A 16,208-nucleotide genomic window follows, 5' to 3' on the forward strand; every position below is an offset into this window, starting at 1 on the left:
GCGGAGTGGACGGGACTCGAACCCGCGACCCCCGGCGTGACAGGCCGGTATTCTAACCAACTGAACTACCACTCCGCGTCATATTCTTGCAGTGTTTGCTGTAAGGTGTGCTCCCTGACAGCGGCGTGAATAATACGAATGACCCCCTCATGAGTCAACCGTTTTTTGAAAAAAAACCGTGTTTTTTAGTTATCTTTCATTGAAAGGTTCAAAATATCACCTGATTTGTCATTTTTTGAACCATTCCCTGCTGCGTTATTTTCAGATGGTCCTAAATCATCAAGATCAATGACTTCTTCGGTTTTCTTAAATGGATTCTTTGGCATTGGTATTTTTAGTCTAATTGGCTTTTTTTGCACCAAAATACGAATGGCTAACCAACCGAGCAATAATACAACTAAGTTACCAGCAACAATAATACTGACCAATAGCGCTGTACTTATAGTCGGCTCTGGTTCTGGCTCAGGTTGTTCCACTGCCGGTAACGCAGCGGCTTCCAATTCAGGCACTTTTTCAATGGGTCTTTCAATTTCAAAATTGTAATTTGGCAGTGTTGCCATAAACTCACGGCCATTGATATTTTCACCAAATGCGGAGATTTCTACACTATAACGCCCCCAATCATAATTCTTGATTGGCAGCTGACGATAAAGCCGCTCTTCTGCATCTAAGGTAAACATCTGCTCTTCACCATTGGGGTAGAAAATTTTACCCTGTAGCAATATGGTCTCAGGTTTCACAACCGTGTCGTCTATCGTAATAGTAAGGCCATGTTCAAGCTCGTTTTCACCCGCTAGCATCAATTCAAAGTTGAATGGCGGCTCAGCGATAACAATAGGTGATTTGATCACTCTTCTTTTTAAAATGGGCGTTTCAATGAAGAATTCAGGCTGCCACTCTCCCGCTGGAAAGTTTAACTTAAACTCACCAGTAAAAATTCCATCCAAGGGTCTTTCATCAAACTCTCGGCCATCATCTTTAAAGTCGGTCACGCTTTGCGTACCTGCACCAAAGTTGGCATATTCATCGTTATTGGTACTAGAAAACTCCACATACAAAGTCACGACATCCCTGAAGTAACCCACATCTATCTGTTTGCCATCATTAGTCACACGCCCTGTTACCTTCAGCACTTCACCACGGAATAATAGCGGGGGCAAAGCCTCAACTTCGAGCTCAATGTCACCAAGCACCATTATGCGGCTGCTTTTTTGGATCTGTCCGATGACTTGCCAAGGGCCTGGCGTTGGGTTCTTTAGAATGATCAAGTCATAACTGACTTCGTCGTACCATTGCAGTGCATCATTATCTAGCGAACTGGTCGCATAATATTTACTACCATCAGGCTTCACAAGTACCACGGCGGGAGCGCCAGGTGCACGAAAAAACAGTAAAGTGATCTCTTCAATATTATAATCAATGCGAAAACGGTTATCTAAAAGAGGGATTTCATTTACCTTACCGTCCCGCTGCAACATCGTTATCTGTGGTGTTTGAGCGCCAACAACCGTACTTACTAGCAGTACAAACCCCAAGATAAGCTGTTTTAGATTCATGCATTAACCTTACATTGCGTTGATGGCCTGAGTGATCTTTTTTGGGATAAAGTCCCTAATTAAGCGTCTACTCCACCCCAACGATACCGATTATATTCATTATTGTTGCCACAGACTTTGTCCACAAGCTTTGTTTACAAGCTCTAAACGTTCTGTATGTGCTTGTTCTTCATCGGCAGAAGCACGTAAAACTTTAAGTGCAGGGCGATTGCTGTCTAAACGAATAATGCCACCGGCTGAGTTAGCCTGATCACCTTTATTTTGATTCGCCAAATTCAGCTTTTTTTGGCCTCCCGTCATCGACAAGTAAACATCAGCAAGGATCTCGGAATCCAGTAAAGCGCCGTGCAGCGTACGCTTTGAGTTATCGATATCGTAGCGACGGCAAAGCGCATCTAGGCTGTTCTTCTGGCCCGGATGAAGATCCCTTGCCATCACCAAAGTATCTAGCACTTGGCAATAGTCATGTGTAGCAGGAAAGCCTTGGTTTAACTTAGCAAACTCGTGATCCATAAAGCCGACGTCAAACGGCGCATTATGAATGACAAGCTCAGCTCCTTTAATATAGTCAAAAAACTCTTGCGCAATTTGATGGAAAAAAGGTTTATCACGTAAAAATTCGTTGGTGATACCATGAACATCAATGGCTTCTTCTTCAATGTCGCGCTGAGGGTTAATATATACGTGGAAGTTATTCCCCGTTAGTCTGCGATTGACCAGCTCAACACAACCAATTTCAATGATCCTGTGCCCTGCTTTAGGATCAATACCTGTGGTTTCTGTATCCAGTACTATTTGCCGTGTGTGCATATCGTTGCCCGCTTAACTTTGCTATTATTTTGCCCTATTCGCACATTTTACATAAAAATAGGCAATTCAGTGCAAAAAACCGTAGAGATTTATACCGATGGCTCGTGTTTAGGCAACCCAGGTCCAGGTGGTTATGGTGTTTACCTTTCCTATCAAGGACATGAAAAAGAAATGAGTGCAGGGTATAAACTCACAACCAATAATAGAATGGAAATGCTTGCAGCCATTGTTGCACTCGAAACATTAAAGCGCCCCTGCGATATCATTCTCTATACCGACAGCCAATATGTTAAGCAAGGCATTGAGTCTTGGCTTGAAAATTGGAAAAAGCGCAATTGGAAAACCGCAGCCAAACAACCGGTAAAAAATGTCGATTTATGGCAAAGACTGGACGCTGCCACCAGCCGACACACGATCCAATGGCGCTGGGTAAAAGGCCACGCTGGAAATAAATACAATGAGCTTGTTGATGATTTAGCGCGTGAAGCGGCTTCAGGTTCAAACCTACTTATAGATGAAGGCTACGAAGCCAGCGTCTAACTAAGGGATCATTCAATAACAAATAACAGCTCCCTTAAGATTTATCTTAAGTAATAATACTCGTTATTCTTTATCTTGGCAGGTTTGCCTGAGTCCAGCCCCTTTCACAGCGGGTGTCCACTTAGGCTTTACATGCCACTTGGGCTTGATCGGAGTAAGCGGCATCACCCGCTTTCTTGCCACCAACATATACACGCTTCCCATCGGCTTTAAGTAATGACGACAAAAGCGGCGCCATGGCGCAAAACGAGAAAGCCTCGAGCCTCGCGCTAAAGACGCATAAATAAAGCGCTCGTCACCAACAATCTCAAACCCGAGTAAATCTAGCCAATCCTTCACCCGAGATGGAGTAAAGAAGCGCCCTGACCAAGGTAATTTTTCTTTACTAAAGGGAAGCATTTGCGCCACACCACATAAACTAAACGGATTAAAACCTGAGATCACAATATAACCACCGGGAATAAGCGTGCGATGGGCTTCGCGTAGAATATGATGCGGATCAGAATGATATTCTAAGCACTGGCTTAAAATACAAGCATCGACTGAGTTTTCGTAAAAAGGTAGCTCGTCAATTTCAGCAAATACCCCAACATGTTTACCCTGTGGGGCAACACAAACTTGATGCTTAATCGGGCTGGCAGAGGTATTCATTTGGCCGCTCAAACAGCCGAGTTTTAGCATGTGGTAACCAAACATTCTTGGTAGCCATTCATCCAGTCGTTTTTGGATCCCTACTTTTAAATATTCACCGTGAGGAAAGTCTTGCCACTCATCGGGTTTGGGTCCTTGTAAAAAACTTAACGCTGGTTTCATTTACTAAGCTCGTTATACTTGTGTTATTAATCACTTTATAGAGCATTGCGTTATGGTGCAAGTCGATGCAATCAAAGCATTTGATGACAATTATATCTGGGTGATAAAAGACCCTCTAAGTTCAAACTGTTGGGTGGTTGACCCCGGTGACGAACAACCTGTTTTAGATTACCTCGCCAAGTTTGATTTAACACTCCAAGGCATATTAGTCACCCATCACCATTGGGATCACACTGATGGCATTGCCCCGCTTTTATCACATTTTCCCAGCTTAACAGTGTACGGACCTAAAAATGGTAAATATAAAGGCATTACTCATAGCCTTAGTGAACACGATAAGATCACACTTTTTGATACCACGCTGAACATTATTGCCACCCCTGGACATACGTTAGACCATATCTGTTATGTAAATGATGAGCTGGCCTTTACCGGTGATACCTTATTCAACGCAGGTTGCGGCAGACTTTTTGAGGGAACACCAAGCCAAATGTGGCACTCCTTTGAAAAGCTACTCACCCTACCTGACACATGTAAAGTGTATTGCGCGCACGAGTACACGCTCGCGAACCTTGCTTTTGCTGAGGCTGTTGAGCCTACTAACCAAGCACTAACCCAGTATCACCAACAAGCAAAGTCATTACGAGCCAATAACGAGCGTACAGTGCCGACAACAATTGAACAGCAAAAAGCAATCAATCCTTTTGTACGTGCCGCAAATGAAGCCATTCTCACCCATGTTCCACCGCAATTTATCGCGTCAGAAAATACACCAGAAGCTCGCTTTAGTGCGCTGAGAAAATGGAAGGATAACTTCTAAAATATTCAATAGTGACCTAATGTAACGCCAAAATGACGCTTTTTTGGCGCACTTACATGGGAAGTATTGAATAAATTATCCATTTTCTTTGCAATACCGCCAAGAATAAGCATATCTAACGATTTTTAGGAAGTCGAAATAAAATAATAAAGAAGCTTTAAATGCTGGTACAAACTCGGTAATATTGCCGAGTTTTTGTCCGAACCCCCAAGCAAAAGAACGCATTTATGAAAAAGCTCGCCTTTATTATTGCATCAACAGCAATATTAAGTGGTTGTGAAATCACACAAGAAACCCCATTGGAAACTGCAACTGAACAAGTGAAGCAGGCCAACTTAGATCACGCGAGCCCTTATGATATCTCTCAAACACTCAGTACCTCATGGCAAGACGAAGATGAAGATGCTGTGCCTGTATTTGATGATGTATGGGAGCGGATCCGTTATCAGTTATCTATCGAAGTGCCACAAAATAGACCGGTTGTCGCCGAACGTAATTACTATCAACGTCATCAAGCCTATTTAGACCGTATCGCAAAACGTGCAGAACCTTACCTCTACTATATTGTTGAAGAAGTAGAAAAGCGCAATATGCCGGTAGAAATCGCGTTGTTACCTATTGTGGAAAGCGCATTCGATCCATTTGGCTATTCACACCGCACCGCTTCCGGTATTTGGCAGTTTATGCCACAAACTGGTGAGCGCTTTAACCTTAAACAAAATTGGTGGTATGACGGTCGTCGCGATATTATCGCATCAACGCAAGCGGCACTTGATTATCTCACCTATCTCCATAAAACGCTGGAGGGCGATTGGTTAAACGCAATTGCCGCTTACAACTCAGGTGAAGGCCGATTGCTCAATGCAATCCGGAAAAATCGTAAAAAGCATTTGCCTACCGATTTTTGGTCTCTCGATTTACCTCGTGAAACCACCGCGTATGTGCCTAAATTACTTGCCTTATCCGACCTCTTAAAACGCTCAGATGAGTTTAAGGTCGCGTGGCAACCTATCATCAATGCCCAAGTTGTTGATATAGTTGAGGTAGGGTCACAAATTGATTTAGCACTTGCCGCTGAAATGGCTGATATATCTTTAACTGAACTCTATCGCCTAAATCCAGGCTTTAATCGTTGGGCCACCGATCCAGATGGCCCACACCAGCTATTATTACCCATGGAAAAGGTTGATGCTTTTCAAGAAAAATTAGCTAAAACCGAAGTAAAAGATAGGCTTCGTTGGCAATATTATACGGTGCAAAAAGGAGACAGCCTGTCGGTCGTTGCGACTAAATTTAATACTAGTATCGGCGCCATTCGCTCACTTAATAGCATCGATGGCAATATGATCCGTGTTGGCCAGAAGCTATTGGTGCCACTAAGTGATGGCGAATTGCAAAGTGAGCATTTACCACCAGAAGTGCGCCTTGCCGCCAACAAAGTAACCAAGAAAAAGCTCAGCCACACGGTAAAGTCAGGCGATACATTGTGGGATATCAGCCGCGAATATGATGTTACCGTTAAGCAATTAGCTAGCTGGAATAAGTTAAAAACCAATGCCGTTTTGCGCCTTGGACAAAAACTTACTGTCTTTAAAGATGAAAAAGCAGCGGCTCAAACCGTACTCGTCAACACTGAGCGCACAATCACTTATAAAGTGCGTAAAGGCGACTCACTGGCACGTATCGCCACTAAATTTAACGTTAGCGTGAATGAAATCGTCAAATGGAATAACCTGACTGGACAGAAGTACCTGCAGCCAGGTCAAAAGTTAAAGCTGAAAGTTCAAACTAAACGTGTTTAGCACTAAGAAATAGGGTTTAAAAATAAAAATCCAATATCTGTGATGATATTGGATTTTTACATATTAAAGCAGCACTTTTGACTCACTTTTCCTTAAAAATTATGACAGTACTATCTATCGTTTAAATACACAGTTTTTCAATGTTACTTACAGCTGATTTAAACCCAAAAATTTGGTTAGACTTCAATACTGATTAAAGAAAATTTCATAAAGAACTGATATCGTTAATACATTATTGGAGTACCACCAATCCTCCTGCAAATTCTCGATGCGTTATCCGCATCCCGATAATCAGTAAACGAGTCAGCCCATAACAACTCACCATTTTTGTAACATTCAAGGTAAATTTCCTCGTATGCAGTTGCGTCGGCAGACATAGCGGTGGCAAAGATTGCAGAAACAGCAAATAGAATTGGTTTAATCATTATTTTTTCCTTTTCATTATTTATGAATTCTACGTGTGATTAATTTTTACACAACCAACACTACTGTCACACAATGAAATGGAAATGTAAACATACATACAAGATGTTAAAAAAATGATAACCCACACCTTTCTTTGCATAAAAAACGCGACCTATTAAGCCGCGTAAAATGGAAGGTAATACTTGAACAGAAGATAAAACCTATAGGTTTTTTGCCAATGCTTGAAGCCAAGGCTCAGCAGGCTCCCAAGGCTCAAAATATTCACAGGCATCGATGTCTAAGCGCGGTTGTGCTCGAGTGGCGTTCAGCTCTTCAATCAGGGCATCAATTTGCTTTCCAGCACCACAATAAGTATCGCCATAACTAGAATCTCCCAATGCGATGACTGCTACTTTTTTGCCCGTTAGCATTGGAAATTCGCTTTGCATTTGCAAAAATAAAGGCAACAAGTTATCTGGAATATCACCAGAGCCGGTGGTAGAGGAAATAAATAAAATGTTTTCAGCTTGCGTTACATCAGCGATGGAAGCTGGTTCAATAACACTTGCCTCATGACCCGATTTATTCAAAAACTCAGCACTGTCGTTAGCCAAGTTTTCAGCGTTGCCGTACATGCTTCCCACAAAAATGGAAACTTTTGCCATTATTTATAATCCTTCTCGTTGTCTGACCAGCCGAGCTGAGCAAAGACAGCCAATGCTTCTTCTCCCAAATCCGCAGTAATTGAAATCGTAGTGTTGGTATAAGGATGTACAAATTCCAATTTAGTTGCAAATAACATCAACCGACGTAAGCCAAAATGATCGACAAAAAAGTGGTTGTGTTTATTATCACCGTGATTGACATCACCAATAATCGGATGTGCTAAATAGTTAAGGTGGCGCCTGATTTGGTGTTTTCTACCCGTTTTAGGAAAACACTCCACCAATGAGTAGCGAATACTTGGATACTTACCAAAAGGAATTGGCAAGCTACCCTGCAATAAACAATTTATCTGTGTTTGCGCTTCCTGCGGAGCTTTATCCTGACAGGCAAACTTATCAGCAATTTTATCAAGTTCTTCTTTGAGTGGTCTGTCGATGAATCTAGATTCCGGAGCAAATCCGCGAACAAGCGCTAAATAGCGTTTTTGAATATTACCGCTAATAAAGACTTCATTCATGTCTCGCGCGGCCTCAGAGCTTAGCGCAAACAGCAGCACGCCTGACGTCGGTCTATCTAAACGGTGAACGGGGAAAACATGTTGACCGAGTTGATCACGCAGCATTTGCATCGCAAATTGTGTTTCTCGCTTATCCAAAAATGAGCGATGAACCAATAACCCTGACGGCTTATTTATCGCAACATAATGCGCATCTTGATATAAGATCTCAAGCATTACGCGCTCTTTGCAATTGTATTATCAAGGTTTTTTAAGCACTGATGAACCGCATTAAAATAAAGGTGCTCACTCAGCACCATTTCAGCCATTGGCGCAATCGCCATATTTTCCGGTAATGCTTCACCACTTTCTACCATTGTTCGCATTTTGCCCAAGAATACAAATTGCAACCACTGCGCGAAGGTCATCGTATCGCAGCAAAATGGCTCCGTAGAGGTAAGTGCCTTAGCCGAAATTGGCTCGTCTTGCCAAAGACCAGTTGCTTTTAAACAAGTCTCAAGTTCATCTAATTGAATCAATAATTCCGAATTCATCGGTTCTGTCTCTTTCTCAATTTTTTACATTATAGCAATTTGCATTATTTAGGAGCTAGCCAATTCTCTCAAGTACACCTTTTTCCTAGGCTTATCAGCGCACCTAAAAGTAGCTATAATTGCCGCTATTGAAAATATAAGTAACATATAGAGCATTCATGACAGCGCAAATTTCAACTTTAGGTGAATTACTAACAAACGCCGGTACGCAGTGGCGAGTCTATGATCTGGGTCGACGTATCACAAAAATAGATAAGAAGCAGTTTGCGCAAATTGAGAATACTCAAGTCCCTTATCCGTATCCACTTGGTGGTCATGCCATCATGGCAATTCAATTTTGGGATAATGAGGCGACAGTTGATCCTTATGTTTGGTTTTTAAAGTTTCCACTGGATGAGCAAAGCAAGCTCATGATCGCCAGTCGAGACCACTTTGCCTCCATGGTACTCGAAGCATTAGGTACACAACTCACAGGTGAAGCCGCTCAAGGGAAACTTGATAACAACCCTTATGTCTTCACGCCAAATGCAAACAAACTCGCTGCATTCAATGCGCTATTAAAGCGTGAGCTTAATCGCCCAGCTTCTCAATATTACGAGCACGCCGAACTCTACTTTTCTGGCAAACTTGGATTCGAACGCTGGCAAGAAATAGCGCTACAAGGTATTGCTGACTTTGCCCTTCGTCTAGACCACGGTCATAACGCGAACAACCTGCAACAGGCGTGGTCAGTTTTGCCAGCTGAAGTTAAGACCCCATTAGCCGCAATGCTTGAGCACGTTACCATCTCAACATCACAAACCGAAGACTTTTTAGCCGCTTTAACCCATGCATGCCAACAGCAAGATAAGGACGCCGCAGTCACCAACTTGCGTGCGATGTCGGGAAGTCACGCGCTTGGTCTCATCGCACAAGCAGTAGACACCATTTTAGCATCCGAATTGGGATCAGATGCAGATTGCTTACTCACTATTGCAGGGCGTGCTTGGGAGACTCTAACTGACCAGCAAAGACTCTTTTCCTATATGGAAAAAGCCGCTGAAAATAATCAAATCGATGGACTTTTCAGCAGTATTTTCGCAGACTTAGTTGCAATACCTATGTTACGCCCACATGTTTTAGGGATTATTAGAGCAGAAAATCGCAGTGAAACTCTGTCTCGTGCAATTGGAAGGTTATTTTCTTAAATGACAACGCTTTGGCTTTTTATCATCGTATCATCTGGTATCGCGCTATTTTGGTATAGTCGCCAGATCGCAGAAGCAGCAAATAGGCATGCACAGCATCAAGCTGAAAGTTTGCAAGTGCAACTGTTAAGTGTTGCCTGTATTAAGCGCCGTTTTGGAGTATTAAAAGATGGTAAGCTTGGGATAAAAAGCCAATTTATGTTTGAGTTTAGTTCAGATGGCGAGTCAGCCTATCAAGGTAAGCTTTACTTAGAAAATGAACGATTAGTCAAAAAAGAGTTGCCTGCTTATAAAATCGCAAGTTAATTCGGTAAGTGCGAAAGTAGGCACTTAAATTCATATGAATACAAGTGCCTGCTCTGAATTTATAGTACGACTATTTTAAACATATCCTTTGACGCTTGGTCCGTAGTCGTTTTCACCAACCTCACTATCCATGGTGGTGAAATATATCATCACTAATAAACCGACAATAGGCACAAAGCTCACAAGCAGCCACCAGCCCGAGCGTCCAGTATCGTGAAGACGACGAATAGATACGGCAACCGTCGGTACTAGAACTGTCAAATAATAGATACCTGTCAAAATAAGGGTTCCGAAAAGCCCATCGACAATCCCAATTGCAAAGCCTATCAACGCATTTATCAAGATAAACATCCAGTATTCTTTGCGTCTTGAACGTCCACTAAAATCGGAATATCTTTTTAATACTGTTAAATACCATTCCATTTCTTTTTCCTTAGCTATTACGCCAACACCGTGCACTAAAAAATAAGACTAAAATGAGAGTGAAATAATCTAGCAATGAGATCGAAAGGTAACAATGAAACTGCAAGCGGAAAGTTTTGAAAACTTCAACTAAGTTACTAGGAAAATAAATATCAAATTTACAAACGCCACAAAAAACTAAGGCGCTAGCCTGTCTGCTGCGCCTCAATCCTGACGATTATCCCAAGAGGTATCCAATCCCTCTGCTTTACAACCCAAAAGCAATCCGCCAATTCTTCTTCCCCTGAACGGGTATGTACTCCGACCTACCCGAATCCCATCCTTGTGTCATCCATTAGCACTTCCAGTGCATCTCCATTTTAGCCCCCTTGGCCTCCACTTCGCTTCCCGCGCTCCTATGCCATCTTGGCTCCGCTTCACATATTCCCTATGTGCTCCCTATACATTGTTACGTCCAGTGTAACCCATCCACTTCGCAATCATCCAGATTGCGCTCCTTCATCCTAGAGCCTTGCTCATCCCTATTTACTCTTCCTTGCTCCACTACGCTTCCCGCGCTCCTTGACACTCCATGTGTCTCCTTATCCCTAGTGAAGCTCCGCTTCACACTCGCTTCCTCGAGTTCCTGATCTTCCTTGCCTTATGCAATACATCCTTCTCTTGTTGTCAAATTCCTTATCCTTTGACGCTGAGCTCCTGCTCTTGTGTTTCCTTACATTGTTAAGTTTACGGGGATTGAGTATTTTTGTTAGATAGCTAGGAACAATCTTTTTGCTGTCATTTAAAAGAAAAGCAAAAGAATTCATTTAAAAACAAAAAGATAAGCAAAAATAACACTGCAAATTCGGTACTACAAAGCGCCTTAACCCACATTCTCGTAGGAGATATCTCACAGGGTAATTTCCATTGTTGCTATTTGCTCTTAAATAACAATGTGCCTTCTACTGAGCTAAACGCCATCTTTTGTAAAATTTGGTAACCGTGACCCGCAAAAAACTGCGCGTGTTCTGGCTTAGTAATAAATACTGCCATCCCTTTCGTTTCTTCACTTTGTGCAATTAAATCATCCAGCGCGGTGAGTAAATAGTGACCATAGCCAAGCCCTTGAACATGTGGGTCAACGGCAATTAGGGATAAAAAGTGACACGGCTCCTGCGTTTGCAACGCTTGTCTAATCGACTTTTCTTTATCAATAAGCTGCTGCGTTTGCAAATATCCCGCACTCATCATGAGTCGTAATCGCCAATGCCACTGCCGATTTGCGTCCAATTCATCGCCATTCGCAATAACGCATGCTACCGCGACCAATCTATCTTGATGATATAACCCCACCATAGGCTGACCCGTTTGGCCAAATGCCGACAACTCTTCTCGTATTAAGGCTCTGAGTTTTTTTTCAAAAATTGCTTCTTGTTTTGCCTCCAATACCTGCTTGAGTAGCGGATCATCGTGGTAAGCCTGATACAACACACTCGCGGCTACATTGATATCTTCTGGATTTAAATATCTAACGATTAATTCATGTTGAGAAGTTTCTACTGACATCACGGTTCCTTATTGTTATTGCCCCAAGCTTCTGATAATCATGCCGAAATACTACTTAATATCAAAACCTCAGAATTTTTCTGTGTACTTTAATAATGTACGGCTACTCGCTAGTGATAGATATTGATACAAGTCACAATTTATTCAGTCGTGGACAGGTATATTTATCATCGCATTAGTCATTATGGTTTTTATCGATGATGACTTGCTAAAGGTTTTACAACCACCTTTACTATAGTTAGTGAGTAAAATTCAAGCAAACGAGGGAGAACGAAATGGATACTAGTCGCCACACTATGAGTACTTTATTTGCCCAACTTGGGCTCGACAACAATCCCAAGGCGATTGAAGGGTTTGTCAAACAACACCGCCTTCCTGACGATATGCTGTTAAGCCAAGCACCATTTTGGAATGAAGGACAGCGTCACTTTATTGAAGAATCACTGAAAGAGGACGCCGATTGGAGTGAAATCATTGACGAACTAGATGCGATGTTAAGATAGCTAAAGCAATCGCTCCTTGCGTAACTTGGTGCTATGATCCACTCCTATGATTTAGGCGTTTAGGAACCTCTATGCACCCTGCTGTTGCCAGAGCTATCAAAAAATTAGTCGATAGTGGAAAGACTCCAACCGTCGCGCTAACAAAAAGCAAATTAACTCAAAGCGTCGCAATGCCAGACGTCATCTCAGGCATTGCTGCGTACAAACAAGACCCTACCTGTATTGATCACTTTCAAGAGGTTGAAGAGGTCGTCAAAGCAAGTTCACAAAGCCAATTAGATAGAATTGAAGCTAAGCTTGATAAGCTCATTGCCTTATTGGAGAAGTCGTAGTGTTTGTTGTCGACTTAACTTTTGATTGCTATGAGGAAACCACCTTAGATGCTGCCGAGCAGGCCATTAACCGTGTGGTCAATGCGCTTCGCTTTAATGGTCAAATCATTGGTGACGAATTCCCAACTGTACTTAAAGATGGCTATTTCGTTACTCGTGTGATGTGTCCAGAAGAAGACGCTTTGCATCCATTAAACCATAGTCCTTTTGTGAAGTTTGCAATTGACCAGCTACAGCAATCAGGCTTGCTTGCACCTAAGGTCAAAGTTTTTGGGCAAGATATACATGCCAACAGCGCTGATGCCTGTCATGAACCGTCAAGCTACATTCTCTACACCACATACGTACACACTTGTAGTCCACTGTATTGTGGCGACGACTTTTTACCAGTACCTTTATATAAAATCCCAGCTATTGCCAACGGTGATTACAAAGCACTGATCAAATGGAAAGAAGATTGGCAAGCCTGCGATCAAATACAGATCAATGGCGCAACTCGCTGCGAATTTGCTGCATTGGAAGAAATTTCCAGCACGGGTAGCGATTTGTTTAGACGTGGCATGGATTTGAGCAAACGTATTCGCTATCTCACAAAAAAACCGGTTTACTATTATCTGTATCGTGTTGGCGGCGAAAACCTCGCCGCAGAAAAAGCAAGAAAATGCCCAAGCTGTCAGGGAGACTGGTTACTCGAGGAGCCTTGGTTCGGCCTTTTCGACTTTCGCTGCGAAACTTGCCAATTGGTCTCGAATATTTCGTGGGACTTTCAATAAGGAGCGCAAGCTCCTTGATACCAACTAGCTATATTGGATAGTTGACTGTCAGTTTTTCCACAAACTCCGCGATAGAATCAGCCAAAACATGATGCTGTTTCTTACCGACAAACTCTAACCCAACTTGACCCGTAGCGACATCGACCGACACCAATAAGTCGTCTGCTTCTGTTAAGCCAATAAACACGGTTTCAGGTTGTTTGAGCCTGCGCTTCATTAAAATATGGCCGGTGATATTTTGCTGCAAGCGCTCGAAGTCATCTTCGTTCCATACTTGCAGTAGCTCAATTTGCTTACCCTCAATGAATGCCACGATATTACCAGCGAAGAAGTCACCATACAGTCCGTTCAATCCCTCAGGAAATTGCGTTTCCAACGCTTTGGCTAAATCATTTAAATGTCCCGCTGGTGAGCGCTCTACCGCTAGCCATTTTATCTCGTTAAGCTTGTTCGGTTCACCCTGCTCACATGGGCTTGGCCAACTTTCATCATGCTCGGTGCTCGGTAAACCTTTAAAGGTCTGTTGATGATAATCTACATAGGCTTGATGCAAGCGCGCCATATTTACGGGCTGAGTCATATATAAAGCTCTCTTTATTTTTCTCACTGCGGGCTGAATACTTGTTTCGTGCAATTAAGCAAATTGCTATTAATCCCGAGGTGAACATTCGTTATAATGACCGCATTGTAACGAGATTTGAATTAACATGACAGACTACAGTAACTCGCCAGAGCTGCAATCTTCTGTGCTTGGTAAAACCACAGAATACGCCAGTGTTTATACTCCAAGCCTGCTGCACCCCATTGCACGTAAACTTAATCGTGACCAAATCAATGTTGATGAGTCCGCTTTACCATTTAAAGGTGAAGATACCTGGACAGGCTACGAATTGTCTTGGCTCAATAACAAAGGTAAACCTCAAGTTGCGGTTGCCACTTTTGTGTTTCCTTGCCAAAGCTCACATATCATTGAGTCAAAATCGTTCAAACTTTACTTGAATAGCTTTAACCAAAGTCGCTTTGATACGATGGAAACCGTGCGCCAAACGCTAGCTGCGGATCTTTCCACGGCATCAAATAGCCAAGTTAGCGTGACATTATTTGGCGCAGACGAATTCGATTGTATTCCTTTCTCGCGCCTCCCTGGTGAATGTATCGACGAGCTGGATATTGAAGTTGATAGCTACACACCAAATAGTGACTTACTACAACTTGCCTCTGAGGATGTGGTTGATGAGACGCTTCACAGCCACTTACTCAAGTCAAATTGCTTGATCACCTCACAGCCAGACTGGGCAAGCGTGGTGATAAGTTACCGTGGTAAGCAAATCGACCGAGAAGCGCTGCTTAAGTACCTGATCTCATTCCGTGATCACAACGAGTTCCATGAGCAATGTGTGGAACGCATTTACTGTGAGCTTTGGCGCACCTTTAACCCTGAAAAATTATCGGTTTATGCGCGCTATACTCGCCGCGGCGGGTTAGATATCAATCCATATCGTTCGAGTGAACAAGATCAAACTCCGTATACGGTAAGAACTAACCGACAGTAAAACGTAAAAAAGCCATGTTCTCACATGGCTTTTTATCACATCTAAGTATTGCTATTTAACCTGAGGTTTGGATAAGGAATGTTCCAACTCATTGTTGCTAAAGCAAAACTTAGTTTTTTCCTTGTCTAGCCAGAGAGTTTTAGGGAAAACAAGGCGAATTTACGCACCAATAGCTGGCTATTGGAAGTGAATTCAACGCAGTTAGCGCTAAAACTAGCTGCTAGAAAGGCATTAATTATCCGCAGCTCAGGTTATTTATTCCCCTGTCACGTCTTCCATTTCAACTGGGACGGGGACCGAACATATGTCGGTGTGATTTGGTGTATCAATAAACCAATCTCCCGCTCTATTTTTACGCGCAGCAATTAGCGACTCAAAAATCGGCGTATTTGTCTTCAGTCTTTTAAACGAAGGCGCACCTTTTACATCAGCAAGTACCGTGACCCCTTTGATAACATTGAACGCTTGTCCAGCAACAGGTTTGCGATCTAGGTGCTGAACATGCTCCATTCCCGATAACAACTGTCCAAACACGGTAGTGTTTTTGTCTAGATATCGCTGCGGCGTCAACGTGATGTAAAACTCAGTACCACCACTGTTAGTATCGTTAGTTCTAGCCATGGCAAACGAACCAACGCAGTGCGTCATCCAAGTTTTGGTTCCAGCTTCATTTTGTCCTACGGCAAAACCATTTAAAAACCCGGTACGTGGCGCGTAGCCGTCCACAGCATCTAGCGGTGTGATCTTCAAGGTTGATTCTGTGCTATGAAAAAACTCGGCGGCAATCGCTTTTTTTCCTTTTTGTGGCATTTTCTTGTCCGACATATCGCCGCCTTGGGCCACAAAGTTTTCCACAAACCGATACATACTCAAATTAGTGTAAAATCCTTCTCGCGCTAACGCTTTAATATTTGCCACATGATTGGGCGCAAGTTCAGGGTTAAGCGCGATATAGACCGGCCCTGTTTGTAGTTCTATTTTAAGAATATTTTCAGGGTCCAACTGCTGCCAGTCGCTGCTTTTGGCCTCAGCAACGACTTCCGATGGTGACTTTGTATCAGGTTTTGCTAAGACAGGGGATGTACTTATGGCAAGCGCAATAAGTAGTAAGGTTTTTTTCATTC

At 42.8% G+C, this 16,208-nt stretch carries 20 protein-coding genes and 1 tRNA gene; 9 read left to right on the forward strand and 12 right to left on the reverse strand.

Annotated features, from left to right (window positions below; translation table 11 throughout):
• Position 1 precedes the first annotated feature (1 nt).
• From NO992_RS07810 to dnaQ, 3 genes are all read right to left on the reverse strand, one after another.
• Positions 2 to 75, reverse strand: a tRNA-Asp gene (locus NO992_RS07810).
• A 110-nt stretch (positions 76 to 185) separates the two neighbouring features.
• A complete protein-coding gene (locus NO992_RS07815) occupies positions 186 to 1,556 on the reverse strand; it encodes a TIGR03503 family protein (RefSeq protein ID WP_017216194.1) in 1,371 nt (456 codons plus the stop codon).
• A 99-nt stretch (positions 1,557 to 1,655) separates the two neighbouring features.
• The gene (dnaQ, locus tag NO992_RS07820; RefSeq protein ID WP_010370953.1) at positions 1,656 to 2,366 is read right to left on the reverse strand and encodes a DNA polymerase III subunit epsilon; all 711 of its coding nucleotides are present in this window, start codon (positions 2,364 to 2,366) and stop codon (positions 1,656 to 1,658) included.
• A gap of 69 nt (positions 2,367 to 2,435) precedes the next feature.
• Between dnaQ and rnhA the strand changes: the two genes are divergently transcribed.
• Positions 2,436 to 2,906, forward strand: coding sequence for a ribonuclease HI (gene rnhA, locus NO992_RS07825; RefSeq protein ID WP_010370948.1), 471 nt, complete (start codon positions 2,436 to 2,438; stop codon positions 2,904 to 2,906).
• 63 nt (positions 2,907 to 2,969) lie between these two features.
• On the opposite strand, the gene NO992_RS07830 is transcribed toward rnhA, so the two are convergent.
• Positions 2,970 to 3,719 carry a methyltransferase domain-containing protein gene (locus NO992_RS07830; protein WP_010370946.1) on the reverse strand — a complete coding sequence of 250 codons (750 nt, stop codon included), beginning with the start codon at positions 3,717 to 3,719 and terminating at the stop codon, positions 2,970 to 2,972.
• Between the two features lie 52 nt (positions 3,720 to 3,771).
• Between NO992_RS07830 and gloB the strand changes: the two genes are divergently transcribed.
• Entirely contained in the window at positions 3,772 to 4,539 is a 768-nt protein-coding gene (gene gloB / locus NO992_RS07835; RefSeq protein WP_371375867.1) for a hydroxyacylglutathione hydrolase, read from the forward strand.
• A gap of 227 nt (positions 4,540 to 4,766) precedes the next feature.
• Positions 4,767 to 6,341: a LysM peptidoglycan-binding domain-containing protein gene (locus tag NO992_RS07840; RefSeq protein ID WP_010370939.1), complete on the forward strand. Its 1,575-nt coding sequence runs from the start codon at positions 4,767 to 4,769 to the stop codon at positions 6,339 to 6,341.
• Positions 6,342 to 6,565: 224 nt separating this feature from the next.
• On the opposite strand, the gene NO992_RS07845 is transcribed toward NO992_RS07840, so the two are convergent.
• The 4 genes from NO992_RS07845 to NO992_RS07860 all read right to left on the reverse strand — a co-directional run bounded on the left by NO992_RS07845 (position 6,566) and on the right by NO992_RS07860 (position 8,462).
• On the reverse strand, positions 6,566 to 6,766 hold the full coding sequence (locus NO992_RS07845) for a hypothetical protein (protein WP_010370935.1): 201 nt from the start codon (positions 6,764 to 6,766) through the stop codon (positions 6,566 to 6,568).
• Between the two features lie 201 nt (positions 6,767 to 6,967).
• Complete coding sequence (locus tag NO992_RS07850; RefSeq protein WP_017216198.1) at positions 6,968 to 7,411, reverse strand: flavodoxin; 444 nt, start codon at positions 7,409 to 7,411, stop codon at positions 6,968 to 6,970.
• Positions 7,411 to 8,145 carry a tRNA pseudouridine(65) synthase TruC gene (truC, locus tag NO992_RS07855; RefSeq protein ID WP_371375871.1) on the reverse strand — a complete coding sequence of 245 codons (735 nt, stop codon included), beginning with the start codon at positions 8,143 to 8,145 and terminating at the stop codon, positions 7,411 to 7,413. The genes NO992_RS07850 and truC overlap by 1 nt, the downstream gene beginning before the upstream one ends.
• Positions 8,145 to 8,462 carry a YqcC family protein gene (locus NO992_RS07860; RefSeq protein ID WP_010370929.1) on the reverse strand — a complete coding sequence of 106 codons (318 nt, stop codon included), beginning with the start codon at positions 8,460 to 8,462 and terminating at the stop codon, positions 8,145 to 8,147. The genes truC and NO992_RS07860 overlap by 1 nt, the downstream gene beginning before the upstream one ends.
• 158 nt (positions 8,463 to 8,620) lie before the next feature.
• On the opposite strand from NO992_RS07860, the gene NO992_RS07865 reads away from it, so the two are divergent.
• Positions 8,621 to 9,649: a DUF3549 family protein gene (locus tag NO992_RS07865; protein WP_371375874.1), complete on the forward strand. Its 1,029-nt coding sequence runs from the start codon at positions 8,621 to 8,623 to the stop codon at positions 9,647 to 9,649.
• Entirely contained in the window at positions 9,650 to 9,955 is a 306-nt protein-coding gene (locus NO992_RS07870) for a DUF3301 domain-containing protein (RefSeq protein ID WP_010370922.1), read from the forward strand.
• Between the two features lie 75 nt (positions 9,956 to 10,030).
• Here the strand turns inward: NO992_RS07870 and NO992_RS07875 are convergent, their stop codons facing one another.
• Positions 10,031 to 10,378, reverse strand: coding sequence for a DUF805 domain-containing protein (locus NO992_RS07875; protein WP_017216202.1), 348 nt, complete (start codon positions 10,376 to 10,378; stop codon positions 10,031 to 10,033).
• Between the two features lie 912 nt (positions 10,379 to 11,290).
• On the reverse strand, positions 11,291 to 11,923 hold the full coding sequence (locus NO992_RS07880) for an N-acetyltransferase (RefSeq protein WP_010370917.1): 633 nt from the start codon (positions 11,921 to 11,923) through the stop codon (positions 11,291 to 11,293).
• A gap of 275 nt (positions 11,924 to 12,198) precedes the next feature.
• On the opposite strand from NO992_RS07880, the gene NO992_RS07885 reads away from it, so the two are divergent.
• The 3 genes from NO992_RS07885 to NO992_RS07895 all read left to right on the forward strand — a co-directional run bounded on the left by NO992_RS07885 (position 12,199) and on the right by NO992_RS07895 (position 13,531).
• Entirely contained in the window at positions 12,199 to 12,426 is a 228-nt protein-coding gene (locus NO992_RS07885; RefSeq protein ID WP_010370914.1) for a DUF2789 domain-containing protein, read from the forward strand.
• Between the two features lie 71 nt (positions 12,427 to 12,497).
• Positions 12,498 to 12,758, forward strand: a complete 261-nt coding sequence (locus tag NO992_RS07890; protein WP_010370912.1) for a hypothetical protein — start codon at positions 12,498 to 12,500, stop codon at positions 12,756 to 12,758.
• A complete protein-coding gene (locus NO992_RS07895) occupies positions 12,758 to 13,531 on the forward strand; it encodes a Zn-ribbon-containing protein (protein ID WP_010370909.1) in 774 nt (257 codons plus the stop codon). Before NO992_RS07890 ends, NO992_RS07895 begins: the two co-directional genes overlap by 1 nt.
• 28 nt (positions 13,532 to 13,559) lie before the next feature.
• On the opposite strand, the gene syd is transcribed toward NO992_RS07895, so the two are convergent.
• Positions 13,560 to 14,111: a SecY-interacting protein gene (gene syd, locus NO992_RS07900; RefSeq protein ID WP_371375880.1), complete on the reverse strand. Its 552-nt coding sequence runs from the start codon at positions 14,109 to 14,111 to the stop codon at positions 13,560 to 13,562.
• Positions 14,112 to 14,238: 127 nt separating this feature from the next.
• Between syd and queF the strand changes: the two genes are divergently transcribed.
• Entirely contained in the window at positions 14,239 to 15,084 is an 846-nt protein-coding gene (gene queF, locus NO992_RS07905) for an NADPH-dependent 7-cyano-7-deazaguanine reductase QueF (RefSeq protein WP_371375883.1), read from the forward strand.
• A gap of 255 nt (positions 15,085 to 15,339) precedes the next feature.
• On the opposite strand, the gene NO992_RS07910 is transcribed toward queF, so the two are convergent.
• The gene (locus NO992_RS07910; protein ID WP_253103415.1) at positions 15,340 to 16,206 is read right to left on the reverse strand and encodes a peptidylprolyl isomerase; all 867 of its coding nucleotides are present in this window, start codon (positions 16,204 to 16,206) and stop codon (positions 15,340 to 15,342) included.
• Positions 16,207 to 16,208: the final 2 nt, after the last annotated feature.

It is taken from the genome of Pseudoalteromonas sp. DY56-GL79, assembly GCF_041414765.1.
Lineage (GTDB): Bacteria > Pseudomonadota > Gammaproteobacteria > Enterobacterales > Alteromonadaceae > Pseudoalteromonas > Pseudoalteromonas piscicida.